22 protein-coding genes and 1 pseudogene are annotated in these 24,709 nt (G+C 58.0%); 7 read left to right on the forward strand and 16 right to left on the reverse strand.

What is annotated here, in order from left to right; genetic code table 11:
• From alr to AC0L7L_RS06525, 12 genes are all read right to left on the reverse strand, one after another.
• On the reverse strand, positions 1-1,182 hold the full coding sequence (gene alr / locus AC0L7L_RS06470; RefSeq protein ID WP_473512866.1) for an alanine racemase: 1,182 nt from the start codon (positions 1,180-1,182) through the stop codon (positions 1-3).
• A gap of 62 nt (positions 1,183-1,244) precedes the next feature.
• Positions 1,245-2,738: a replicative DNA helicase gene (locus AC0L7L_RS06475; RefSeq protein WP_272210958.1), complete on the reverse strand. Its 1,494-nt coding sequence runs from the start codon at positions 2,736-2,738 to the stop codon at positions 1,245-1,247.
• Positions 2,739-3,007: 269 nt separating this feature from the next.
• On the reverse strand, positions 3,008-3,652 hold the full coding sequence (gene rplI / locus AC0L7L_RS06480; RefSeq protein WP_272210959.1) for a 50S ribosomal protein L9: 645 nt from the start codon (positions 3,650-3,652) through the stop codon (positions 3,008-3,010).
• Positions 3,643-4,632: a YybS family protein gene (locus tag AC0L7L_RS06485; protein WP_473512870.1), complete on the reverse strand. Its 990-nt coding sequence runs from the start codon at positions 4,630-4,632 to the stop codon at positions 3,643-3,645. The genes rplI and AC0L7L_RS06485 overlap by 10 nt, the downstream gene beginning before the upstream one ends.
• A 162-nt stretch (positions 4,633-4,794) precedes the next feature.
• On the reverse strand, positions 4,795-5,043 hold the full coding sequence (rpsR, locus tag AC0L7L_RS06490) for a 30S ribosomal protein S18 (RefSeq protein ID WP_272210962.1): 249 nt from the start codon (positions 5,041-5,043) through the stop codon (positions 4,795-4,797).
• A 24-nt stretch (positions 5,044-5,067) separates the two neighbouring features.
• Entirely contained in the window at positions 5,068-5,484 is a 417-nt protein-coding gene (rpsF, locus tag AC0L7L_RS06495) for a 30S ribosomal protein S6 (protein WP_272210963.1), read from the reverse strand.
• Positions 5,485-5,954: 470 nt separating this feature from the next.
• The gene (locus AC0L7L_RS06500) at positions 5,955-6,968 is read right to left on the reverse strand and encodes a hypothetical protein (protein WP_473512875.1); all 1,014 of its coding nucleotides are present in this window, start codon (positions 6,966-6,968) and stop codon (positions 5,955-5,957) included.
• Between the two features lie 955 nt (positions 6,969-7,923).
• Positions 7,924-8,760, reverse strand: a complete 837-nt coding sequence (locus AC0L7L_RS06505; RefSeq protein WP_272210312.1) for an IS5 family transposase — start codon at positions 8,758-8,760, stop codon at positions 7,924-7,926.
• Between the two features lie 483 nt (positions 8,761-9,243).
• Positions 9,244-9,999, reverse strand: a complete 756-nt coding sequence (locus tag AC0L7L_RS06510; RefSeq protein ID WP_473512878.1) for a siderophore-interacting protein — start codon at positions 9,997-9,999, stop codon at positions 9,244-9,246.
• 69 nt (positions 10,000-10,068) lie between these two features.
• Positions 10,069-10,392: a sodium:calcium antiporter gene (locus AC0L7L_RS06515; RefSeq protein ID WP_473513806.1), complete on the reverse strand. Its 324-nt coding sequence runs from the start codon at positions 10,390-10,392 to the stop codon at positions 10,069-10,071.
• Positions 10,307-10,999 (reverse strand): sodium:calcium antiporter, encoded by a 693-nt coding sequence (locus AC0L7L_RS06520; RefSeq protein WP_473512880.1) that lies wholly within the window; start codon positions 10,997-10,999, stop codon positions 10,307-10,309. Before AC0L7L_RS06520 ends, AC0L7L_RS06515 begins: the two co-directional genes overlap by 86 nt.
• A gap of 103 nt (positions 11,000-11,102) precedes the next feature.
• Positions 11,103-12,146 (reverse strand): aldo/keto reductase, encoded by a 1,044-nt coding sequence (locus AC0L7L_RS06525; RefSeq protein WP_272210968.1) that lies wholly within the window; start codon positions 12,144-12,146, stop codon positions 11,103-11,105.
• A gap of 224 nt (positions 12,147-12,370) precedes the next feature.
• Here AC0L7L_RS06525 and fabD point away from each other — a divergent pair, with 224 nt between their 5' ends.
• The 7 genes from fabD (at position 12,371) to gmk (ending at position 19,309) form a co-directional block, all read left to right on the forward strand.
• Positions 12,371-13,315, forward strand: coding sequence for an ACP S-malonyltransferase (gene fabD, locus AC0L7L_RS06530; protein ID WP_473512883.1), 945 nt, complete (start codon positions 12,371-12,373; stop codon positions 13,313-13,315).
• A gap of 71 nt (positions 13,316-13,386) precedes the next feature.
• A complete protein-coding gene (gene fabG, locus AC0L7L_RS06535) occupies positions 13,387-14,124 on the forward strand; it encodes a 3-oxoacyl-[acyl-carrier-protein] reductase (protein WP_473512885.1) in 738 nt (245 codons plus the stop codon).
• Between the two features lie 286 nt (positions 14,125-14,410).
• Positions 14,411-14,647 carry an acyl carrier protein gene (locus AC0L7L_RS06540; protein ID WP_272210972.1) on the forward strand — a complete coding sequence of 79 codons (237 nt, stop codon included), beginning with the start codon at positions 14,411-14,413 and terminating at the stop codon, positions 14,645-14,647.
• Between the two features lie 259 nt (positions 14,648-14,906).
• Positions 14,907-16,169 carry a beta-ketoacyl-ACP synthase II gene (fabF, locus tag AC0L7L_RS06545; protein ID WP_272210973.1) on the forward strand — a complete coding sequence of 421 codons (1,263 nt, stop codon included), beginning with the start codon at positions 14,907-14,909 and terminating at the stop codon, positions 16,167-16,169.
• 193 nt (positions 16,170-16,362) lie between these two features.
• Positions 16,363-17,508 carry an endolytic transglycosylase MltG gene (gene mltG / locus AC0L7L_RS06550; RefSeq protein ID WP_473512893.1) on the forward strand — a complete coding sequence of 382 codons (1,146 nt, stop codon included), beginning with the start codon at positions 16,363-16,365 and terminating at the stop codon, positions 17,506-17,508.
• A gap of 271 nt (positions 17,509-17,779) precedes the next feature.
• The gene (locus tag AC0L7L_RS06555) at positions 17,780-18,667 is read left to right on the forward strand and encodes a YicC/YloC family endoribonuclease (protein WP_272210975.1); all 888 of its coding nucleotides are present in this window, start codon (positions 17,780-17,782) and stop codon (positions 18,665-18,667) included.
• A 3-nt stretch (positions 18,668-18,670) separates the two neighbouring features.
• Positions 18,671-19,309: a guanylate kinase gene (gene gmk / locus AC0L7L_RS06560; protein ID WP_473512896.1), complete on the forward strand. Its 639-nt coding sequence runs from the start codon at positions 18,671-18,673 to the stop codon at positions 19,307-19,309.
• A 2-nt stretch (positions 19,310-19,311) separates the two neighbouring features.
• On the opposite strand, the gene rsmA is transcribed toward gmk, so the two are convergent.
• The 4 genes and pseudogenes from rsmA to AC0L7L_RS06580 form a co-directional block, all read right to left on the reverse strand.
• The gene (gene rsmA / locus AC0L7L_RS06565) at positions 19,312-20,142 is read right to left on the reverse strand and encodes a 16S rRNA (adenine(1518)-N(6)/adenine(1519)-N(6))-dimethyltransferase RsmA (RefSeq protein ID WP_272210976.1); all 831 of its coding nucleotides are present in this window, start codon (positions 20,140-20,142) and stop codon (positions 19,312-19,314) included.
• Positions 20,139-21,155, reverse strand: a complete 1,017-nt coding sequence (gene pdxA, locus AC0L7L_RS06570; RefSeq protein ID WP_473512900.1) for a 4-hydroxythreonine-4-phosphate dehydrogenase PdxA — start codon at positions 21,153-21,155, stop codon at positions 20,139-20,141. The genes rsmA and pdxA overlap by 4 nt, the downstream gene beginning before the upstream one ends.
• A 10-nt stretch (positions 21,156-21,165) precedes the next feature.
• Entirely contained in the window at positions 21,166-22,119 is a 954-nt protein-coding gene (locus AC0L7L_RS06575) for a SurA N-terminal domain-containing protein (protein WP_473512902.1), read from the reverse strand.
• Between the two features lie 262 nt (positions 22,120-22,381).
• Positions 22,382-24,689, reverse strand: a pseudogene (locus AC0L7L_RS06580) (LPS-assembly protein LptD).
• Between the last annotated feature and the right edge of the window lie 20 nt (positions 24,690-24,709).

Below are 24,709 nucleotides of genomic sequence, written 5' to 3' on the forward strand. Positions count from 1 at the left end.
TCAGTCCGGCTGGATATAGCGGCGACGGTAGCGCAAGCCAAGGGAGGTCAGCAACTCATATCCGATTGTGCCCGCTGCCGTGGCTGCATCGTCCAGCGCAAGATTGGGTCCACAAAGCTCGATATAGTCACCGACGCGGATGGCGCCTTGGGGCACATCGGTCACATCGTAGATGGTCATGTCCATGGTGATCCGTCCGGCAATCGGTACCTTGTGGCCGGCAATGAAACCGGAACCGCCGGGTTCGACCGCCCCGCGCAATGGTGCGCCCGAGCCCGATAGTGAACGGTGATACCCGTCGGCATAGCCCGCAGCGGCAACCGCGAGCCGGCTGTCGCGGGAAAGCCTGAATGTGGCACCATAGCTTACCGTTTCACCGGCGCGAGCCGCGCGAATCTGAACGATGCGGGCTTCCGCAGTTGCCGCAGGCGTGAGCCTTTTCGACGTGCCGGGCTGCGAATCGCCGCCATAAAGTGCGATACCGGGCCGGGTCAGGTCAAAATGATAGTCAGGACCGAGGAATATACCGGCAGATGCAGAAAGGCTGGCGTCCACGCCCTCATAGGCTGCAGTGGCAGTGCGGAACAATTCGAGCTGGGTCTTGTTCATCGGCGCTGCCGGATCATCCCCGCAGGCAAGGTGTGAGAGAATCAGAACAGGCTCGAAACTTGCCGGGCGCGAAACGTCCCCGGCCAGTGCAAGCGCTTCCTCCACCGTCAGACCCAGCCGGTTGAAACCGGTGTCAATCTGGAGTGCGCACGGGAAATCGCCAAATTCCGCCACCGCAGAAAAGAACAAGGACAGCTGCTCCGTGCTTGCCAGAACGGGGACAAGGTCGTTTTCGAAGAACACCTCCTGCGTACCCGGCCACATGCCGGACAGCACAAAGATCCGGGCATCCGGCGCAAAACGCCTGAGGGTCGCCCCTTCTTCAGGCACCGCAACGAAAAAATCGGCAGCGCCTGCGCCATACAACGCCTCGCCGACATCCTCGATCCCGAGCCCGTAGCCATCGGCCTTGACGACAGCCGCCGTGCGGGCAGAGCCGGAGAGCCCGCGCATGGTCTTCCAGTTGCTGACAATGGCACCGAGGTCGACCGTCAGCCGGGTAGGTGCCGCTTCGAAGGGAATTTCACCTTCTGAAAGCGTCTCGTCTTCATAAATGTTCGAATATTCACACATGAAATCGCCGTTTGTTGCAAACTTACGGCGAATGTAGCGCGTTTACGCTGCTTCGCCCATCATTAATCGTCAAAGCTGGAATAGGACGGATCGGCGAGATCCGCAAACCGGGTATAGGCGGCCTGAAAGGCGAGATTGGCAGTGCCTGTCGGCCCGTGACGCTGCTTGGCAATGATCACGTCGGCGGTGCCTTTCACCTTGTCGAATTTCATTTTCCACTCGTCATAGGCAGGATCGTCCGGGTCGCGCGGCTCGAGGTTCTGAACGTAATATTCCTCACGATACACAAACAAACACACGTCGGCGTCCTGCTCGATCGAACCTGATTCGCGAAGGTCAGAAAGCTGCGGGCGTTTATCTTCACGGTTTTCCACCTGACGCGACAACTGGGAAAGCGCGATGATCGGAACGTTCAGCTCTTTGCCCAGCGCCTTGAGGCCCGTGGTGATTTCGGTCACTTCCTGCACGCGGTTTTCGCCGGATCTCTTCGAGCCAGTCATCAGCTGGATATAGTCGACCACCACCAGGTCTAGGCCGCGCTGGCGCTTCAGCCGGCGCGCGCGTGCGGAAAGCTGAGCGATTGAAATACCACCAGTCTGGTCGATGTAGAGCGGCACTTTCTGCATGGTCTGCGAGCAGGCTACCAGCTTGTCGAAATCGGCTTCGGTGATGTCACCGCGGCGGATTTTCGATGACGAGACTTCCGTCTGCTCGGAAATGATACGGGTAGCGAGCTGTTCGCCAGACATTTCGAGCGAGTAGAAGGCAACCACACCGCCTTGCTTGGCCTCAATCGTACCATCTGGCATAACCTCTGGCTCGTAAGCCGAGGCAACGTTCCAGGCGATATTGGTGGCCAGCGAGGTCTTGCCCATACCCGGACGGCCGGCAAGGATGATCAGGTCGGAGCGCTGCAGACCGCCCATCTTGGTATCAAGCGTGTGAAGACCGGTTGAAACGCCGGAGAGATGGCCGTCACTCTCGAAGGCCTTGCTGGCCATGTCGATCGCGATGGTCACGGCGTTTTCGAACGACTGGAAACCGCCCTCGTAGCGGCCCGTTTCGGCCAGTGCGAACAGCTTGCGCTCGGTATCCTCGATCTGCTCGGACGGCGGCAGGTCAATCGGGGCGTCATAGGCGGTATTGACGATACCCTCGCCGATTTCGATCAGCTGACGCCTCAGCGCAAGATCGTAGATCGTGCGGCCGTAATCTTCGGCATTGATGATGGTGACAGCTTCGGCGGCAAGACGGGCAAGATATTGCGCGACGGTCAGGTCGCCGACCTTCATGTCGGAGGGCAGGTGGGTTTTCAGCGTGATCGTGTTGGCGATCTTGTCCATGCGGATCGTATCGCCGGCAAGTTCATAGATCTTGCGGTGCAGCGGTTCGTAGAAATGCTCTGGCTTCAGAAAATCGGAGACCCGGTAAAACGCACTGTTGTTGACGAGAATCGCACCGAGGAGAGCCTGTTCGACTTCCAGATTATTCGGCGCTTCACGCGCTTGCGGCGCGCCGGATGCTTGGAAGGAAAGGGTAGGCGCGATGTCATTCATGATCGATCTTTTCCGAAGGTCTGAAGGCGGTGGGACGGAGCATAGACAATTGACGCAGTCAAAGACACCCGTTCATCCGGGGATATGCGCTTACACGGCCTTCGTCCCTGTAATCCACAGGCAGGCCGTTCTGGCTGCGTTAAACTTGACGCAAAACACCCGCAAACCTTGACACGAATCGAAGCCAGCCCGCCTCAGTATAGCATAAAGAAAGCCCGGTCTCTCGGTTAAGAGACCGGGCCTGAATGACAAGAGTTTCAAGACGCCGATCAGGCGTTCTTGTCTTCTTCTTCGCCGTCGTCTTCTGCGGAAGCCTCGGCTTCTTCGCCTTCTTCAGCGTCGTCTTCGTCGAGGTCGTAATCGGCATCCGGGTTGAAGAAGTCTTCCGGACGCAGCGCATCTTCGTCGACACCGTAGATGGCATCGGCAGAGGTGAGGTCTTCGCCTTTCTTCTGACGTTCAGCTTCTTCCGCCGTACGGGCAACGTTCAGTTCGACGGTCACAGAAACTTCAGCATGGAGCTGAATTTCAACCTTGTGCAGACCGACGGTCTTGATCGGGTGGTTGAGAACAACCTGGTTGCGCGAAATCGAGAAGCCTTCGTCTGCGAGGATCTCAACGATATCGCGGGTAGCAACCGAGCCGTAGAGCTGACCGGTTTCGCCGGCGGAGCGAACAACGATGAAGGACTTACCGTCAAGCGTGTCGGCAACGGTCTGGGCTTCGTTGCGGCGCTCGAGGTTGCGCGCTTCAAGAACCACGCGTTCGGCTTCGAAACGGGCCTTGTTGGCGGCATTGGCGCGTAGCGCACGGCCGGTCGGCAGCAGGTAGTTACGGGCATAGCCATCGCGAACCTTTACGGTTTCGCCCATCTGGCCAAGCTTGGCGATGCGTTCAAGCAGGATCACGTCCATGGGTTATTCCTTTCATTGTCATCATTGTCTGGCGGTGTTGCTCCCGGTGAAAGAGCGATTGCCCGCCGTGTGTCGAGAAGGCCCATCACCACGAAGATCAGGGCCGGGAAGGTGAAAATCAGCGACAGATAGGAGAGAATGGTAACGGGCACGCCCCAGCTCTTGCCGCGTGCGGCAAGGTGCATGCGGGCAAGTCCGGCCAGAAGAAAGCCGCCACCGAATGCGCCGAGGCAGGCAGCCCCCATCAGTCCGATGGTTCCGCCGAAGAAGGTCGCAACCAAAGCTCCGAGAAAAACGAAGATGGCATTGCGATGCATGCGCAGTGATTTTGCAACATCTTCGCGCGGGCGACTGGTCAGGCCTGACGAGATCACGATCCGGGTTGCAAAATGATAGGCCACGAACAGCAGGATCACAGAGGTTGCGCCCTGGACGATCGGCAGCATAACCACGAACATCGACTTGAACTGCGCGATCAGTGCGGCATCGCTGGCCAGCTCCGGGTTCTGCATCGTCAGCGCTTCCACGAAGGCGTCGATCAGCTGTCCGGTAGCATTGGGGCCATAGCCGGCGACGATACCCAGAATGATCAGCGCAACGGTGATGACCGCGCACAGATGGATCAGGATATCGGAAAGCGGATACCAGGCGGTCAGTCCGTCGGGACCGCCGATCTCGCTTGCCGGGCGCGCCAGATTGCCGAGATGGCTGAGCCAGCCGGCCGGCACCAGCGTGATGGCCAGCGTATAAAGCGCAAAAAACGGGGAAACCAGGGTCGCGCCGAGACCGCCGGCGACAATGATTGCGACGATGGCTGCAAAATTGCCCCAGCCGAGGCCGGCAATCAGAATCGGAAGCGCGGAGGCAGCGGAAAGCAGCGTTGAAAACAGCGCGTTGAAACTCGCAGCGTAAGCAAGCATGAAGCCCGCAACGCCGGCAAGCGCGCCGATCAGCAATGTCTTTGCATTGAGGTTATTCATCCGCTGTCCTGCTTCCAAGGAGCAGTTAGAGAAGCCAATATCGGGCCATTCTCAACCTGGGTTTATTTTCAAGACTGCTGCGCGCCCACCGCGCCGGAGCCTTTGCCGGAGAAGCCGCCGGATGCGCCTTCTCCGAAAGTCTGGCCGTAAGGCCGAAATGCCTTACGAAAGGACGTAGGGCAGCAGGCCGAGGAAGCGGGCGCGCTTGATGGCGCGGGCCAGTTCACGCTGCTTCTTCTGGCTGACGGCTGTGATACGGGACGGAACGATCTTGCCGCGTTCGGAAATGTAGCGCTGCAGAAGACGCACGTCCTTGTAGTCGATCTTCGGAGCGTTGGCACCGGAGAAGGGGCAGGTCTTGCGACGACGGTTAAACGGACGACGCGACGGGATAGAAGCGATAGCTACCATGATTTTAACTCCTTAATCTCGCAATCAGCTGCGCGGTCGGCGATCGCCACGATCGCCACGATCGCCGCGATCACCACGGTTGTCACGGCCACCATCACGGCGGGGACGGTCGTCGCGGTCGCGCTTCTGCATCATCGCCGAAGGGCCTTCCTCATGCGCATCGACCTTGATGGTCATGTAGCGCAGGATGTCTTCATTGATGCGCATCTGGCGTTCCATTTCGTGGATCGCGGCAGCCGGCGCTTCGATGTCCATCAGCGCGTAATGCGCCTTGCGGTTCTTCTTGATGCGGTAGGTGAGGGACTTCAGGCCCCAGTTTTCGATACGGCCAACCTTGCCGCCGTTTTCCTCGAGCAGTGCCTTGTACTGCTCGACGAGACCGTCGACCTGCTGCGCCGTGATGTCCTGGCGGGCCAGGAACACGTGTTCGTAAAGTGCCATTGATATTCGCCTTTCTTGCGTTTCCAGGACCCGGAATTCGGCGGCTAAGCCTCAACGACTGCTCTTGAGGGGAAACCCCGGCAAGAAAAGCGTTAGACGAGACGGTCGAGAGCGGCGACACGGGAGGCAGGCGCTTTTACCGCGCCAGGCATTTCCGCCACAGCGAAAACAGCCCTCCGTTCAGCCACCAGCCTGAAGACCGGACCTTTGGATGAGCGGCTTATACGGATTTTCGGGCGGAATGCAAGGGGTGGGGAGATGAACGGCCGTGACGGTAGCAGGGAAGGTCAGCGTTGCGCCCTCGTTTGAGGCGCTTGGGCTGCGCATCGGTTACAACAAAGGCGGTCTTGCGGCGAATGAGCTAACACTTCATTTTGAGGGTAGCTGCCATTCCAAAGAGCAACGGAATTGTCTCGCCCCTATCAAGGTAAACTCAAGGGATTTGTAGCTTTGGTACATTTATCGCATAGTCATGGCGTAAACCACGAGCGCACCAAATTCGGAACGACATCCGCATCGTATTCTCGACTGAAAAGTTTCATCGCGGTGCGCAGCGCAAGCATCGGCGCCTCCATTCCGAATTCGATACCAGCTTTGTGAGCTATTGCGTTGCGGTTCTTTCTCACTTCGTTGATTTCTGCCAAGTCATCGTATGTGAGAATGCCGAGCAGCTCTAGGTTTTGAGAGATTATAGAAGCGGTATAATCGCGACCGGTTAGATATTGCTTCCGGTCGGAGTTGATCCGCGTAATGTTTTGTCCGCCTGTAGTTTCCCCTACCTTCCCATTTTTGCTTTCTAGCCATCGGCTCCATTCGGTGTTGAGAAAAGACTCAATAACAAACCATGAAAGAACCACGGATGTGTTATGCTGACCTGAATGGAAGTCGCTTTGCGCGATTGCTAGCATGTCGAGCAGCCTCAGTGCCGTTGGATCCTTACTTAATGCTTTATAGGCTTTAATTGCTTTTTCAACGGTTTCAGCTGAACGCAGGGGCCTCATCACAAGCGGACCCAAGTTTCTAGGATCGTGGCCAATTTCAAGCCTCAGCCGCCAAAGTGCGTGAGCTGTCTGATGCAATCCGAAGGCTGGATAATCCTCGCCGTTTGCGCCGCTCGTCACCACGATTTCTTGATGGTCGAGATACCTAAAGGGGACGCTTGCTTCATCTTTTGATTTGTCGCTTTCCGAGGCCAACAGTAAGCTGAAGGCATTAAAGCGTGCGCAAATATCGCGCCACCTCGTTATGTCGGCTTCAATATTCCGATTAGGAGCCTGATCTGCGTCATTATCTGTCGGTGGCGTGAGTACCATACAGCCATCGCGCTCCACCCGAAGCACCCAACCGTACACCTCGGCGGTTCCTGCAACCTCTTCCATAAGTGCTCGCCAGCCGCCATCGCCAAGCGGTTCGTCGCCGGTAAGGCGTGGTCCGATCCAGATCGCTTCGAGCGGATATGCAAAGTAGTATTTGTAGGCCGCCATCTTCCCTCACATTCGAAATCTTCGATGTTCTACCCGAAAGCAACCACAGCATCGTTGCCTTGCTTTCAAAAATGGCATGCAACAGGCCTGCGCATCTTGGCACCAATACTACATTCTGTTTGATAGAACAGCCAAGAAACTGTATTGGTCAAGATATGGCTAAAGGGTGGCTAAAGTTGCGCAGAAAAATCTTAAAGGCGTTCCGCCGAACGTGTCAAAGAGCGATTGTCGCAATGCTTTTGGCAGCGGAGCGGGGGTCGAGGTTAACTACCTACAGGCAGCGGAGACGAATGGGTAGGCCTCTAGTTATATGGGTTATATGGGGCGCAGTACTTGCGATAAGTTTCATTATCGCCGAACGCGCAAGTCTTGAAAGCGCTTTTAAGTGGCTCAGCACTCCAGATGGCAGGTCAGCATACGGGTTTTGGATAGGTTCCAAAAGCGTCTATGATCTCGTAATTGGCTTGATGACAACTCTAGTCGCGATCACCGCAGCATTTCTTGCGCTGCGGAGCTATCGGGTAAATCAGCGCGCGGCTATCGCAAATCGTTATCAAAAGGGTGTCGAGCTGCTGGGGGCTGAGGCGGACAGTGCCAAACTTGGCGGTATCGAATTGTTGTCAGTAGTGGCGCGCGAAGAGCATCAAGAATATCAGGAGCCTGTCATTAGGACGCTTCGCCAGTTCTTGCTGGAGCGCTGCTCTGTCGCAACGGGGGCGGTTTATAAGAAGGGATGTACCTGTGACCCTGCCACGCTCCCTGGCACTGACTTCGTCGTCATGGCGGCTCTCTCGGCGGTCGCTCGCACGAACTGGAGACGGCGATGGTTGGAATTGGAGCATGATGACGAGGGACTGGCGTTGCGTGGTATCCACCTGCACCAAGTCCGCTTAGTCAACTATGATCTTTCGAGAATTCGGTTTGAGGAGGCCGTCTTAGAGCCGGATTCAAAAGTTCATGATGGGAAACAATATCGTGCGAGGCGTCTGGTCATCACCCTGATGCTGGCGATGTTGACCCATGCTGTGGCGCTTGCGATGGACTTTTCCCAATCTTTGGCCAACCGACGGCATCGTCCGAACCAGCCGAAGGTGCGCTCCACCACCCATCGGCGGGGCAGAACCTCAAAGCCTTTCGCTATGTCGGAGCGCTTGATGATTTCAAGGTTCCATTGGCCGCATCCGCGCAGCGCTTTTCGCAACTTCTGCCCGGCATAGCCGCCATCTGCGAAGACATGGCGCAACCAGGGGAAACGGTAGCGGATGGCTTTCAGGACATCGGGCGCACCGTCGCGGTCCTGGATATCGGCAGCATGGACAAGCACGAACAGCATCAGCCCGATCGTATCGGTGATGATGTGGCGCTTGCGGCCCTTGATCTTCTTGCCGGCGTCGTAGCCCGAAACCCCGCCGCTTTCGGTGGTCTTGACACTCTGGCTGTCGATGACACCGGCTGTGGGCGAGGCCTCGCGCCCCTCCAGTTCGCGCGTAGCGCAGACGAGCAGATGATTGATGGTCTGCCAAAGGCCGATGTCGCGCCAGCCATAGAAATAGCCTCGCACCGTGGAGACCGGAGGGAAGTCCTTCGGCAGAGCCCGCCATTGACTGCCGCTGCCCGCAATATAAAGGATCGCGTTCACCACTTCCCTCATATTCGTTTTCCGTGGCCGCCCGCCGGGCTTGGCCAGCGGTATCAGTGGAGCAATTACAGCCCACTCACGGTCCGTCAAATCGGTTGGATAGCGAAGGCGATCCCGGTTATGCTGCAGGCGGGTGATATCATTCCAGGGCATGCGATCCTCCACGTTCTTGGCAGAGGTGGTTGAATCACATCCTTCTGATATCACTCAACAACTTTTAAATCGGGCTCTTAGGGGACGTCACTTTTGAAGCTTGCACTTTTGCAGAGACATTTATTGAGGCGCGGTGTTTCGGAGTTCTGGATTTTGACAATTGCTTGATCAGCAACTCTGGACTTGCCGCGACCGATATCAGTGGAAAACGATTAGACGACGATACGCCGATCAGGATGTCGCGGAACCGACGAGTGCATAAGTTCCACTTGAACGGGAGACGGATTCAGCCCTCTCGATAGCTAAGGCTTGTTCTAGGTTTCCAGACAGTCGATTTGATCGACGATCCGCTGCCACCATTTAATGCAGGTAGTAATTTCACGTTGTCGAAGAGAATGGCGCTCCACCAACTCCGATTGCCTAAACCCGCCAATCCGCTCTCGGCCCCATTGCCGTCAGCCGCAACTCACGTTGCAACCCCTCTCACCCCACCGCCGTCTCAGCATCCGCCCGTTTCACCACCCGATGCTGATCCTCCCCGAGCCCCTGTTTCCAGTAGCTGGAGATATAGAGCTGGTCGGGGCCGAGGCCGCGTTCCTGTCTGAGATAGGTGCGCAGGCGGCGCATGGTTTCGAATTCGGCGGCGCACCAGCCGTAGACGCTGCCCGTTCGCCAGGGGAGCGCGCGGACGAAGGTTTCGAATTCTTGCGGGTGATGGCCGGGTTCGGGGTTGATGCGCCAGTGCAGGGTGACGCCTTCGGGGTGGGGGAGGTCCTGGCGGTCCGCTTCGCTCTGGATCTCGATCACGGCATCGCCGACGGCATCTGCGGGCAGCGCCTCCAGATTGACGGCGATGGCGGGGAGCGCGGTCATGTCGCCGAGGACGAGATACCAGTCGGCGCCGGGCGCAAGCGGCTTGGCCGGCCCCGGTCCGCCGACGGTGATCGTCTCGCCGGGTTTTACGTCTTTCGCCCATGAAACGGCGGGGCCGCCGCTGCCGTTATCGCCGTGCAGGGCGAAATCGATGTCGAGCGCGTCGGCGCTCTGTCTGCGGATCGTATAGGTCCGCACAAAAGGCTTTTCATCCGGGCCGGGAAGCCTCAGCTTCACATAGCCGCCATCCTGTCCGGTCGGAAAGGTGGCCATCGCAGGACCGCCAATGGAGACGCGGCGCATATTCGGGGTGATTTGCTCTGTGGAGAGGACTTCGAAGCGTTTGGGTTCTGGTCTTTTGTTCATCGCTTTAATATGACTAAATTAATCATGTTTAGCAATGGGCCTGAAGGCAATGGGCTCCGGCATCTGCCGTTACACCAAAGCCCAGATATATCCTGCATAGGCCAGCAGCATCACCACCCCCGTCGCCCGGTGGAACTTCGGGGCGAAAAACAGCATCCCCGCGAAGAACACGCTCGCCGTCAGCATGACCGGTACATCGAGCGTGGCGAAGCCGTCTGATACCGGCAGCGGCGCAATCACCGCCGTGGCGCCCAGGATGCAAAGCGTGTTGAAGATGCAGGAACCGGTGACATTGCCGATCGCGACGTCAGAATGGCGCCTGGTGGCGGCGACGACAGCGGTGGCGAGTTCCGGCAGGCTGGTACCGAGGGCGACGACCGTCAGGCCGATGATGGCATCGGAGACGCCGAAATGCGCTGCAAGCGCGGTGGCGCCGCAGAATCAAAAACTCGGCGCCGAAAAGAAGAACGACAAGGCCCGCAACGATGAGCAGGACCATTTTCCAGACCGGCATGGCGTCAATATCAACCTCGATTTCCTCATCGAGACGGGCACCGGTCTTGCGGGCCCAAAGATAGGTCCTCAGCAGATACAGAGAGAGCATTGCGAGAAGGACGAGACCGGCGACGCGACCGATCACATCGTATTGAACAAGGAAAAACAGGAAAACCGCCGAAGCAACCATGGTTGCCGCATCGCGCCTGACACTGCGATCCCAGCCGGAAATCGGGAAGATGACGGCTGCAGCGCCGACGATCAGCAGGATGTTGGCAATGTTGGAGCCGACGACATTGCCGAGCGCGATGCCCGGCGCGCCGGAGAGTGCGGCGCGAACCGAAACCAGCAGTTCGGGCAGCGATGTTCCAAAGCCGACAATGACCAGCGAGGCAATCAACGGCGAAATGCCGATACGCCTTGCTGTGGCAACGGCGCCGCTGACAAGCCATTCGGCGCCGAAAAACAGTCCAATGAGACCGAGCGTAATATAGATATAGTCCAATTCCGGTCCCTGCTATTGCCCGTTCGGTGTCACAAAACCTGTGGTCTTGCGGACCCATATGGTGCGTCCGCAAGCCGAAACAATGTTACCACCAAAAATTGGGCTAGATCGGCATCGGGAAGGTGCGATGGACCTGGGCGATATCTGCAAGAACCTCATCGGTGAGCTTCATGTCTGCAGCCCCGATATTGGTTTTGAGCTGCTCCATGGATGTGGCGCCGATGATCGCGGCGGTGACAAAGGCACGGGAAAGGACAAAGGCAATTGCCATCTGGGCCGGGTCGAGGCCATGCTTTTCGGCAACCGCGAGATAGGCTTCCACGGCCGGTTCCTGCTGCGGCTGGCGGCGGCCACCGAGTTCGGGCTGGATCGAGGCCCGAGAGCCTTCCGGCACCCTTCCGCCAAGATATTTCCCGGTTAGAAGGCCTGTTGCCAGCGGCGAGAACGCCAGAAGGCCGACATCTTCGTAATAGGCGAGTTCGGCCATATCGAGATCATGATGGCGGTAGAGCAGGCTGTATTCGTTCTGAACGGTGGAAACACGGGTCCGGTCATTCTGTTCCGCACGGTTGAGATAGCGCATCGTGCCCCAGGCCGTTTCGTTGGACAGGCCGATGGCGCGGATTTTTCCGGCCTTGACCAGACTGTCCAGCGTATCGAGCGTTTCGGCGATATCGATATGGCTCTGGTAGCGATCCTGGCCGTAGGGCGTATAGGTCCATGAATTGCGGAAATGGAAATGGCCGCGATTGGGCCAGTGGACCTGGTAGAGATCGACATAATCGGTCTTCAGCCGCTTCAGGCTGGCGTCGAGCGCGGTGCGGATCGCCTGCGGCGTGATCGGCTTGCCGTCACGCACCCAGGGGCGGCCGGGCCCGGCGATCTTGGTCGCCAGCACAACATCATCGCGCTTCTTCCGGCTTTCGAACCATGTGCCGACAAACTCTTCCGTGCGGCCATAGGTCTCAGCGCTCAGCGGCGTGACGGGGTACATTTCCGCCGTATCGAAGAAGTTCACGCCGTTTTCCACGGCGTAGTCCATCTGTGCGTGTGCTTCTGCCTCGCTGTTCTGGGTGCCCCATGTCATGGTTCCCAGGCAGATTTGCGAAACTTCGATTCCTGTACGGCCTAAATTATTGGTTTTCATGAAATGACCTGAATTTTCGATTTTGCGGATTTTGACGGAACTTAGCCCGATATCGTTTCAGTGCAAGCTTTGAGCGCGCAATTTGGGTCCGGATTCGCGCGGGATTGGCATCAGGCGGCTATTGACACGCGGGCCCGAAACGTCAAATGGAATGCCTTTCCCGCATGGTTCATGCGATAAACCATGCTGAGAAGCATTTAATGATTGGCTTGAGGGGACCGCAGATGACAGTCGCATTCACCTTTCCCGGACAGGGAAGCCAGAGCGTCGGCATGGGCAAGACGCTGGCTGAAGAATTTACCGCTGCAAGGCTGGTTTTCGAGGAAGTCGACGATGCGCTCGGCGAAAAACTGTCCCAGACCATCTGGGACGGTCCGGAGGATGCGCTTCAGCTGACCGCCAATACCCAGCCCGCTCTGATGGCTGTTTCGCTGGCCGTCGTGCGCGTGCTTGAGGCCGAGGGTCTCGATCTCGCCAAGGACATTTCCTACGTTGCAGGGCATTCGCTCGGTGAATATTCCGCACTGTGCGCTGCCGGTACATTCTCGCTGGCCGATACCGCGCGGCTGTTGCGCATTCGCGGCAATGCGATGCAGAAGGCCGTTCCGGTGGGCAAGGGCGCCATGGCGGCAATCATCGGACTGTCGTTCGAGGAGATCGAGGCCCTGTGCAGCGAAGCCGCTTCTGAAGGTGTCTGCGAAATCGCCAACGACAATGGCGGCGGTCAGGTGGTGATCTCCGGTGAAAAGGCAGGCGTCGAAAAGGCGGTTGCCATCGCCAGCGAAAAAGGCGCCAAGCGCGCATTGCTGCTGCCGGTCTCCGCACCGTTCCATTCATCGCTGATGGCACCGGCTGCTGATGCGATGGAAGAGGCGCTCGCAGAGGTTCGCAAGGGGGCGCCCGTTGTGCCGGTCGTCGCCAATGTGCGTGCCGAACCGGTGAGTGACCCGGACGAGATCGTCAGCCTGCTGGTGGCTCAGGTCACCGGACGCGTGCGCTGGCGCGAAACCGTGAGCTGGTTTGCGGCAAATGAAATTGATACGCTTTATGAGATTGGCGCCGGCAAGGTGCTCACCGGCCTTGCCCGGCGTATCGACCGCGCGTTGAATGGCGTGACCGTTGGCGGGCCCGATGACATCGATGGCGTGCTGAAGGCGATCAAGGGCTGAGGCCCGACGAATGCGAAACCGGACTGCTGCGGCGGACCGCGTAACCGAATTTAACCGGATGAGGTTTTGACATGTTGGATCTGACTGGGCGCAAGGCGCTCGTGACAGGCGCAAGCGGCGGCATCGGCGAAGCGATCGCCCGTCAGCTTCACGGCCAGGGCGCAACCGTCGCGCTTCATGGCACGCGCAAGGAAAAGCTTGAGGCCCTGGCGGCAGAGCTTGGCGAACGCGCCCATGTGTTTCCTGCCGACCTGTCTGATCGCGAAGCGGTCAAGGCGTTGGGCGAAAAGGCCGAAGCCGATCTCGGCGGCATCGACATTCTGGTCAACAATGCCGGCATCACCAAGGACGGCCTGTTCGTGCGCATGAGCAACGCGGACTGGCAAAGCGTGCTTGACGTCAATCTGACAGCTGCCTTTGTGCTGACGCGCACCATCATGCATCCGATGATGCGGCGTCGTTTCGGCCGGGTGATCAACATCACCTCGATCGTCGGCGTCACCGGCAATCCTGGGCAGGCCAATTACTGTGCTGCCAAGGCCGGTATGATCGGCTTTTCGAAGTCGCTTGCGCAGGAAGTTGCTCCCCGCAATGTCACTGTGAACTGTGTGGCACCGGGCTTTATAGAAACAGCGATGACCGACAAGCTGAACGACAAGCAGAAAGAGGGCATCCTCGGCGCAGTGCCGATGAAGCGCATGGGAAGCGGTGATGACATTGCTTCGGCTGTGACCTATCTTGCCTCAAATGAGGCAGGCTATGTGACGGGCCAGACCCTGCACGTCAATGGCGGCATGGTGATGGTCTGATCTGAGGGCCGTTTTGGGCAGGGATGGGCCTTTGAAATGCCCGCACTTGCCGCTATGCGGCGCTTTTTGGGCTTTGCGCCATGGACAAACCATGGTAAGCGGGCCGGGACTGCCAAGAACAGTCCAGCGGATGATATCCGGTCCAGGTGGCCGGTATTTTTCCAAAGTGGGCGTTGGTTCACGTGTTTGCCGCCGCATCTCTCAAAAAAGAGGGAGCTGACGGCGTTAACTTTAAGAGAATGCCTTTGGCATTCCATCGAACTTGAGACAGGTCGAGGATACCGACATGAGCGATATCGCAGAACGCGTTAAGAAAATTGTAGTTGATCACCTGGGCGTTGACGCCGATAAGGTTGTTGAAAGCGCCAGCTTCATCGACGATCTGGGCGCTGACTCGCTCGACACCGTCGAGCTGGTTATGGCCTTCGAAGAAGAGTTCGGTGTCGAGATTCCCGACGATGCGGCCGACTCCATTCTCACGGTGGGCGACGCCATCAAGTTTATCGAGAAGGCCCAGGTCTGATCGACTAAAATAGCGGGCGGTTTTCAGGGCTTTTCCTGAGCTCCGCCTTGATCGGCCCGGTCAAACGGGCCATTTTTTTATCCTGAACCCGGTTCGGATTTCGATGGCTTTGCGTTTAGACGGGTAGCACCTTCGCTGTTTGCAGGTGATCGTCCGTCGGCTGAGTTCAGGATAGGCAAGCCGCTAAACCGGGAAAGCGGCTGCCGGGCTTCATCAAGAGGCCGGGTGCATACAAAATTGAAGAAGGGGCGATCCACCAATGAGGCGTGTAGTAATCACCGGTTTGGGTATGGTAACGCCGCTGGGATGCGGAACCGACGTGACCTGGTCGCGCCTGCTGGAAGGCAGGAACGGCGCAAGTAAGGTAACTGCGTTCGAGACGGATGACCTTGCAGCCAGGATTGCCTGCTCAATACCGCTTGGCGATGGCAGCGACGGCACGTTCAATGCCGATGAATGGCTTGAGCCGAAAGAACAGCGCAAGGTAGACCCCTTCATCACCTACGCGATGGCTGCCGCCGACATGGCGCTGAACGACGCCGACTGGCATCCTGCAAGCGATGACGACCAGATCGCAACCGGCGTGCTGATCGGCTCCGGGATCGGCGGTCTTAATGGTATTGTCGAGGCGGGTTACACACTCCGCGACCGCGGCCCGCGCCGGGTTTCGCCGTTCTTCATTCCGGGTCGCCTTATCAACCTTGCCTCCGGTCAGGTCTCCATCCGTCACAAGTTGCGCGGGCCCAATCACTCCGTCGTCACGGCATGCTCCACCGGCGCACATGCGATTGGCGATGCCAGCCGTATGATCGGTTTCGGAGATGCCGACGTAATGGTCGCGGGCGGTACGGAATCGCCGATTTGCCGTCTGTCGCTGGCCGGATTTGCGGCCTGCAAGGCGCTGTCTACCGATTTCAACGACGATCCGCAGCGCGCATCGCGTCCCTATGATGTTGACCGTGACGGGTTCGTCATGGGCGAAGGCGCAGGCGTCGTCGTCCTTGAGGAGCTTGAGCATGCCAAGGCACGTGGCGCGACCATCTATGCCGAAGTTGTCGGCTATGGTCTCAGCGGCGACGCGTTTCACATCACGGCGCCCAGCGAAGACGGCGAGGGCGCTTTCCGCTGCATGACCTCCGCGCTGAAACGGGCCGGTATTGTTCCGTCGGAGATCGACTACATCAACGCGCACGGTACATCGACGATGGCGGACACCATCGAGCTGGGCGCTGTCGAACGCCTTCTGGGCGAAAGTGCGAGCAAGGTGTCGATGTCGTCGACGAAGTCCGCGACTGGCCATCTGCTCGGGGCTGCCGGTGCGATCGAGGCGATCTTCTCGACGCTTGCAATTCGCGACAATATCGCGCCGCCGACACTCAACCTCGATAATCCCGAACGTGAAACCGCGATTGATCTTGTCCCGAAGGTTGCCCGCAAGCGGAATATCGACATCGCTCTGTCGAATTCCTTCGGGTTTGGTGGAACCAACGCATCGCTGGTGCTGCGCCGCTATAACGGCTAGGTGGCGTGGAATTTGTGGAGGATGAAAAGAAACGGCTGACATTTTGCAGCCGTTTTTTTATGACAGTTTGATCATTTGAACATGGGTTCAGTGGTTTGTCACTTTTGCTTGTGTGATCTTCTCACTCAGGCTTTCAGCGAATGAAACCGCAGCGCAAGAGCGTGTGCGGAAAGACTGTTTGAAAGAGGTACCGGTGCGCGGTTCTGATCAGAATAGCGGTCGCGAAAACGGCAATGGTCATGGTGAAGAACGTCGCCCCGCCATGCCGAAATCGGCCAAGGAAGCATTGCGCCCGGAACGAGTGCCACAGCCGGTTCAGCGCTCGAAAAGGGCGAAGAGCAAGATCGTCATAGTTCTGAATTTTGTGATGACGCTGCTGCTTCTCGGTTCGGCTGCGGCAGGTGGCATCTATTACTATGCGACTTCGAGCTACAATGAGGCTGGCCCGCTTTCTGTCAATGCAGAATTCACGGTGCGCAGCGGTGCCGGTCTTTCAACCATTGCCCGTGACCTGGAACGGGACGGTATCATCAGCGATTCCCGGATTTTCCGCTATGTCACTGCTGCAAATCTGGGCAGTGACGAAACCCTGAAGGCTGGCGATTACGAGATCAAAGCTGGCGCGTCCATGGCTGAGATTGCCGAACTTCTCGAATCGGGCAAGACCATTCTCTACAGTATTTCCTTCCCGGAAGGCCTTACCGTCGAGGAAGTTTTCGATCGCTTGGCAGAAAATCCCGATCTGACCGGTGATCTGCCGGAGACGCTTCCTCCGGAAGGCAGCCTGATGCCGCAGACCTTTCGGTTCTCGCGCGGAACCGATCGTACGGAGATCCTCGACCAGATGCGCGAGGGCCAGCAGACACTGGTTGACGAGATCTGGCTGAAGCGAGATCCGGGACTTCCGGTCGAAAACAAGCAGGAGTTTGTGACGCTGGCGTCTATCGTGGAAAAGGAAACCGGCGTTGCACGTGAGCGGCCGCAGGTTGCCGCCGTATTCCTTAACAGACTTGACCGCGGCATGCGCCTGCAGTCCGATCCGACCGTGATCTACGGCCTTTTCGGCGGCGAGGGAAAACCATCGGATCGGCCGATTTACCGTTCAGACCTCGAAAAGGAAACCCCGTACAATACCTACCGAATAGACGGCTTGCCGCCTGGTCCCATCGCCAATCCCGGCCGGGCCGCGCTGGAGGCTGTTGCCAACCCGGCGCGAACGGACGACCTCTATTTCGTTGCCGATGGCAGCGGCGGTCATGCCTTTGCGAAAACGCTCGACGAGCACAACGCCAATGTACGCCGCTGGCGCAAGATCGAAGCCGAACAAGCTGGGAACTGATCGCTGAACCTGGCGTCGAGTGGTTACCGTATTGAGCGAAATGCTGTAGGTTGCGCCGAGAACGGGCTAGTCGTCCGATTCCAACATTTGGCTCCCCTTGCTGCGACCTCATAAGCAAATGTTGGAATCATACGAACCGCTAGCAAGTATATGTTTTCTGGTGGAATTTTAGAATTTGACATTTGATGGATGAGGTCGCTGAAACGGGACTCAAATGTCAAATTCATTCCACTGGTCCCGTTTTGGTTCGCATTGGCAATTGGGGGATTTCATGAAGCCGCAATCGATGACAGGCTTTGCGCGTAGTGACGGGCACTGGCAGCGCTATCGCTGGTCCTGGGAATTGCGATCGGTAAATGGAAAAGGGCTCGATTACCGTATCAGGCTTCCCTCGGGCTGCGATCAACTCGAAGCCGTTTGCAGAAAGAAGCTGGCTGCGGCGCTGTCGCGTGGCAATGTTCAGGCCACACTTTCACTCACGCTCGCTGAGAGTAGGCTGGAGCTGGTGGTCAACGATGCCGCACTTAAAGCCGTTGTTGACCTGAAAGCGCGGCTGGGTGACCTGGTCGATGACAGCCGGCTGTCATTGGAGGCGCTGCTTTCGTTGCGTGGCGTTGCAGATTTCCGTGAGGTCGAGGAAAGTGATGCGGTGCTTGATGAGCGCGATCAGATGATTCTTTCCGATCTCGATGTTGCGCTTGAAAGGCTCTGCTCCATGCGCGGTGAAGAGGGTGAGAAAATCGCGGTGCTGCTGGGCCGGCAGGTCGACAGGATGGCTGAGCTCACTGCCATGATTGCTGCCGATCCGTCACGTGAGCCTTCTGCCATCGCTGCCCGGCTCAGGGAACAGGTCGAGAAGCTTGTTGATGCCGGACCTTCGCTGGACGCCGAGCGTTTGTATGCCGAGGCTGTTCTTCTGGCCACCAAAGCCGACATCCAGGAAGAAGTCGACCGGCTTCAGGCGCATGTCGAGGCGGCCCGGAAGCTGCTTTCCGAGGGTGGCCCGTGCGGGCGCCGGCTTGATTTTCTGGCGCAGGAATTCAATCGTGAGACAAATACGGTCTGCTCAAAATCAAACGCGGTGGCGGTGACTGCCGCTGGGCTTGAACTGAAAACGGTCATCGACCAGTTCCGCGAGCAGATACAGAATCTGGAGTAGCCCATGGCTGAAGAAAAACCTGTGAACCGACGCGGCATTATGCTCGTGCTTGCTGCCCCCTCCGGCGCCGGAAAATCGACGATTGCACGACGGCTTCTGGCGGAAGATCCGTTGATCGACCTGTCGATCAGCGCCACCACGCGGGAGCGTCGCAAGAGCGAACAGGAGGGCGTCCATTATTTCTTTCTGGAACCCTCGGAGTTTCTTCTTAGGCGTGATGAAGGCGCCTTCCTTGAATGGGCTGAGGTTCACGGCAACTATTATGCGACACCGCGGGCGGCCGTGGAAGCCTCGCTGGCGGCCGGCAGGGACGTGCTTTTCGATATTGATGTTCAGGGTGCCGAGCAGCTGAAACAGGCGTTGCCACGCGATGTAGTCGGCATTTTCGTGCTGCCGCCATCCATGAAGGCGCTGAAGCAACGGCTTCTGGCACGCGCGGAAGATAGCAAGGCAGCCATGGAGGTGCGTCTGAACAACGCCACCGGCGAGATATCGCGCTGGCGCGACTACGAGTATGTCGTCGTGAATGACGACCTCGATGATGCCTATGACCTTGTGCGTTCAATTCTGAGGACGGAGCGTGCGAAGCGTGATTATGAGAGTACTGTCCCGCTTCATGTGGATTCGCTGCTTTCGGAGTGAGTTCAGCCCAGCGCCGAGGCGAGCGTGCAGAACTCTTCAACACTGAGCGTTTCTGCGCGCCGTGTCGGCTCGATCCCGGCTCTTTCAAGCAGGCTTTCTCCGCCGAGACCCTTGAGGCTTTGCCGCAGCATCTTGCGGCGCTGGCCGAATGCCGCCTGCGTCACTTTTTCGAGTGCAGCGGCTTCGACTGCCAGCGGCGCGAGGCGCGGCGACAGATGGACGACGCTTGAGGTTACCTTCGGCGGCGGTGTGAATGCCTGCGGGGGCACGTCAAAGGCAATTCGCGCCTCGGTGCGCCAGCCAGCAAGAACGCCAAGCCTGCCATAATGATTGCTACCGGGGTCGGCCACGATCCGTTGAGCGACTTCCTTCTGGAACATCAGCGTGAGCGTTTCCCAGTAGGGTGGCCATTTTCCGGGTAACAACCAGTTTACCAGAAGCTGTGTGCCGACATTGTACGGCAGATTGGCGATCAATTTCACGGGCCGACCAGCGGCGAGGGCGGCGAAATCGACCTTGAGCGCATCGCCTTCGATGATTTCGACCCGTCCGGGATAGTGGTCGGCGATCTCTGTCAGAGCCGGAAGGCAGCGCGGATCGCGTTCGATGATGGTGAGCCTCTCCGCGCCAAGCGAAAGAATGGCGCGGGTCAGGCCGCCGGGGCCGGGGCCAACTTCCACGACATGCGCGCCCTCAAGGTTGCCAGCCGTGCGCGCTATCTTCTGTGTCAGGTTGAGATCGAGCAGAAAATTTTGTCCGAGCGCCTTCTTGGCATTCAGTTCATGGGTTGCCAACACCGCGCGCAGCGGCGGGAGATCGTCGATCTGGCTCATGCACGAGGCCCTTTACCGGAAAGATCAGCCGCAAGCTTCAATGCTTCTTCGAGACTTCGCGGATCGGCGACGCCGCGTCCGGCGATGTCGAAAGCTGTTCCGTGATCTGGCGATGTTCGTACAAAGGGGAGGCCCAATGTCGCGTTGACACCCTCCTCGAAACCTAGCGTCTTCACCGGTATCAGGGCCTGATCGTGATACATGCAGATGGCAGCGTCGTAGCGCGCGCGGGCGGCAGCGTGAAACATCGTATCTGCCGGCAGCGGACCGACGACGTCAATGCCTTCGTCGCGAAGGGTATTAAGTGCCGGGCGGATGATCTCCTCGTCCTCGCGTCCGATTGTGCCCTGTTCGCCGGCGTGGGGGTTGAGGCCGGCAACAGCAAGGCGTGGTGACGCGACTGCAAACCGCTTTTTCAGGTCCGCCGCTGTGATTCGGACCGTTTCGAGGATCAGTGACCGGTCGAGCGCGGCCGGTACCTCGCAAAGCGGGATATGGATCGTGACCGGTACGACACGTAGCAGCGGGCAGGCGAGCATCATCACAGGGCGGTACGCAGTTCCGGTCTCGCGAAGCGCGAGATCTGCCAGAAATTCGGTATGACCGGGAAATCCGAAGCCGGAGCTGTAGAGCACCGATTTAGCAATCGGATTGGTCACAAGTGCTGCCGTCTTTCCGCGCAGCGTCAGTCTGACGCCGGTTTCTATGGCGGCAATCGTACCCGGCGCCGTAGCCGGGTCCGGTGTGCCAGGGGCAACTGGCATCGCCGCATCGATTGCGAATACCGGCAGGGCATTCGCGAAAACCTGTCCTGCCGCTTCCGGCGCAGAAACCGCGATCGGCACATTGAGACCGAGCATCGACGCGCGCTGCTCAAGAATGCGGGGATCGCCGAGGTAAACGAAGGCAGGTATGCCGGTCTCGTTGCGACGAGACCAAGCCTTCAGAGCGATCTCGGGTCCGATGCCGGCCGGGTCTCCTTGGGAAAGGGCAAGGGGAAGGTTTTCTGTCATACCCTGAAAATCAGGACTTACCCGGAGTGACGATCTGGGCCTTGTCCTTCAGCTCTTTCATGTAGGTTTTGCTTTCCGTGTCCATGTCCTTTTCGGCAGAATCCTCCTTGGCACTCAGGACAAGTCGGGCCGCGTAATCGTCATCTGCGGTTTCACGCTGGCAAATAGCGACATATTCCGCGCCAAATGGGGTGGTGATCACCGATGTCGTATCACCCTTGGCCTTGACGACAACGTCTTTCCACTGCGCGGGCAATTGCGGCTCCAGATAGCGGCCAAGATCGAGCACGGTCACATCGTTCATTGTTGCGGCAAAGGTGACAGCTTGATCGCATCCAGGAAACTTAGACCGCGACGCCTCGGCCTCGCGCTTGCGCTTTGCAAGAAGCGACCCGCGCTCTTTTTCCGGGACGACGAATACGATGCGTTTCAGCAGATACTCGGTCGTTTCCGGCTTCTTTCCATCCTTTTCGGCCTGTTCGAGCTGGGCGATGAACTCGTCTTCAGGCAGAAGGGTTTCAGAGCCGTAGCGCGCGCGCAGCAACTGACCCCAGCTCATGCTGACGGCGATATAGAATTTGAAATGATCAACCCCGACGCCGGCCTGGTTGAGGATGCTGCTCATCTGAGCAACCGACATGCCATTGCTGTTGGCGAAGCTGGCAAAGGACTGATCGACTTCCGGCTGGGTGACGGACATGCCGCGCAGGGCAATCTCCGACTGTTTCAGCGCCTGGTCGATCATCGCCTCGCGCGCTTTCTCATTGAGATTGCCACTCGTTCCCATCAAACGCATAAGGTTGCGGCGCTTGGCGATATCATCGTTGGTGATCGGGACATTATTGACAATAAGGGCAATGTCGATCGTCTTGGCGACAGCAGGTTGCGGCGCTGAACCGACGACTGTCGCCGCTGCGATCATGGCGGCGGCAAAAAGTCTCACTGAAAGTCTCGCGGCAGTCATGTTCTTTTCCTTTCGACAGTCGCGCGCAGCAATGGTCCTGCGCGGAGCTCCCTGTTCGGCCTTTCAGCAGAGCGGTATCTTCCCCAGGTGGAATTCACACGCTTCTGTCGCCCCTCCAAGGCAAGATCCGACAAGGCGTCGTTTGTGTTTACGTGTACCGTTGTTCGATCGGCACCTATTTCAACCCGGTATCTTAATGAAATGTTTTGTCCATTTTAGGGGCAAAAGCAAGGCATTGATCGGCGATGCCGGTTGCTGCCGCCTAATTGAGGGGGTCGCTGCCGATGGCAATGTCGCCGAGTGTCCGGAAGGTCAGCCGCGCGCCTATGGTCCAGTCGACAGCCTCACGGTTATTATTGTCCCAGTCTTCCTGATAGGTGATCGAGAAAATCGTGCAGATATCCTCGTAAGTCAGGCCGACCCAGCGATTGGTCAGAACATTGTTGGCAAGATCGTAGGTGATGGAACCCGCTACGTTCCAATTGTCATTGAGGCGGATGCGGCTTGTGGATTTGATTTCGCTGTTGCGTTCATCGAACGAATAACCGGGTTGGGCCTGGATGTTCGTGTAGTCCAGAGCGGTATCGAACCAGTGTGAGTTGTAGCCGACACCGAAATCCGTTCGTTGCAACGAGAAATCGCCCTCGTCGAATCGCGCGGCACCGTTGAGGGAAAGTCCGAAGGGGAAGGAGACGCCGACTCCGCCGACATAGTCAGAGCGTTCGCTTTCCAAGCCTGAACCAATACCCACACCGGTAAGGTCGGGCGATGCAAATGAGTTTTTGCCCGCCAGCTGAAAGGACTGACCGAACAATCCGTCGACCAGTATACCGGATTCGTAGACGCCGCGGTAACGGAAGCCGACATTGGCGCGTGTGCCGCCTTCAACGCGATCATAGCCGGAGAATTTGTCCCGATCGAACAGAGACGCGGCGTCAAAGACTAAGCTCTGTGAATCCTCGTTCGGAAGACCGCCAGCATATTGTTCGTCAGGACGGACGTAAATCTGACCGATCGGCTCAATGATGTGCGTACTGAAGCTGTTGGTCATCAGGATGGGGTAGTTCAGCTCAAGTCCCGCTGTCACCATACCGCGGGCTGCAGCATCCTGATCAACGAAGTTGCCGGCGTAGTGATAAGCCCCGCCATTGATCTGGTCGGGCTGGTCGACATTCAGCAGATAACCGTCGGCGCGGGCGGCCAGCAATGGCGAGACCTGCAGACCCTGTGGGGTCGTATAGGTGCGCTCCCAGGCGACTTCGCTGGTCAGCCGGGTGCTGTTGCCCTCAAGGCCCAGAAAACGGTCGTTGATGCTTGTTGATACGACATCGTTTTTGTTGCGTACAATGTTGGTCAAATTGTTGGTGACCGAAAGCTGACCGCCAAAAATCGGCTCCGGCGCAACATAGTCATAGTCGATGACCGGCACGACAATGGCCTGCTTGCTCTCCGCTGCATCTTGGTTGTCGGCGTCCTGAACGTCGAAATAATTCGCTTTCACGGAAAGCGAGCTGCGCTTGCCGAGGCCTTCCAGGTAGACTTGGTTGTTGAAGATCTTGTCGTCATGACCGTCGAGCGAATAGGTCCGGGCGAAATTATTATCGGTCTGGATCATTGCGTCCCAGCCGAATACCCAGCGCGGATTGATCTGGAACTGGGCCGTGGAAGCGATCATGGCGCGTCCCGTGGCCTCGGCATCGGTCGTGCCTGATGAGAAGCGGTTTCTGCCCTGCTGGTCGATCCCCGCAAAACGCAGCGTGTGCTGGCCGTTGCGGTAGCGCTTTCGATATTCCGCTTCCAGCATGAAACCCTGTTCGGTGTAACCGGTACCGGTGAAGGTCACATCCGAGCTCGGGGAGACCGGGATGTAGTAAGGCAGCGAGAAACCGACACCGAGATTTTCCGCGATGCTCATCGTCGGAAACAGGAAGCCCCGTTTCCGCTTAACGCTGGGATCGGGAACGGTGATAGACGGCAGCAGCGCAATCGTGTGGCCGAGTAGCTGAAACCTGGGATGTTCAAGACGCACCGTGTGCGTCTCGCCATCCTGAATCACGCGCTGCGCGCGGATCTGCCAGAAGGGCGGCTTCTCAGGATTTTCGGCGCAGGGAATGCAGGCTGTATAAACGCCGTTTTCGAGAACCATCTTGTTGCCGTCGATCTCGCTCGCCGCGTTCGCCGGCAATAGCGATATTGTCCGGCGTCCGGACACTGATGGCATCGAGAAACCCGTTGGCAAAATCGTCTGTGACATCCAACTTTTCGGCTCTCAGGCGGTTGCCGTCGGGATCAACGACTTCGATCCCGTCATAAGCCATCAGACGTCCGGCCTTCTGGTCGTATTCAACACGGTTGGCGACCATACGATAGCCGGCATAGTAGATTTGTACGCCGCCGAGCGCGTAGACCTGCTGGGTATCGTGGTTATAGACGAGTTCGTTGGCAGTCAGAAGCATCGGCCCCGAGCCCTCGTCCGGCACAGACAGGCCGAAGTCTTCCTGCGCGAAGGCGGGCTGCACTGATTGTGCAACAAAGCCGACAGGCGTCAGCGCGCTTGCGAGCGCCAGCATCCCGGCGAAGCGCAATTTGC

Source organism: Martelella sp. K41-7 (genome assembly GCF_055808365.1).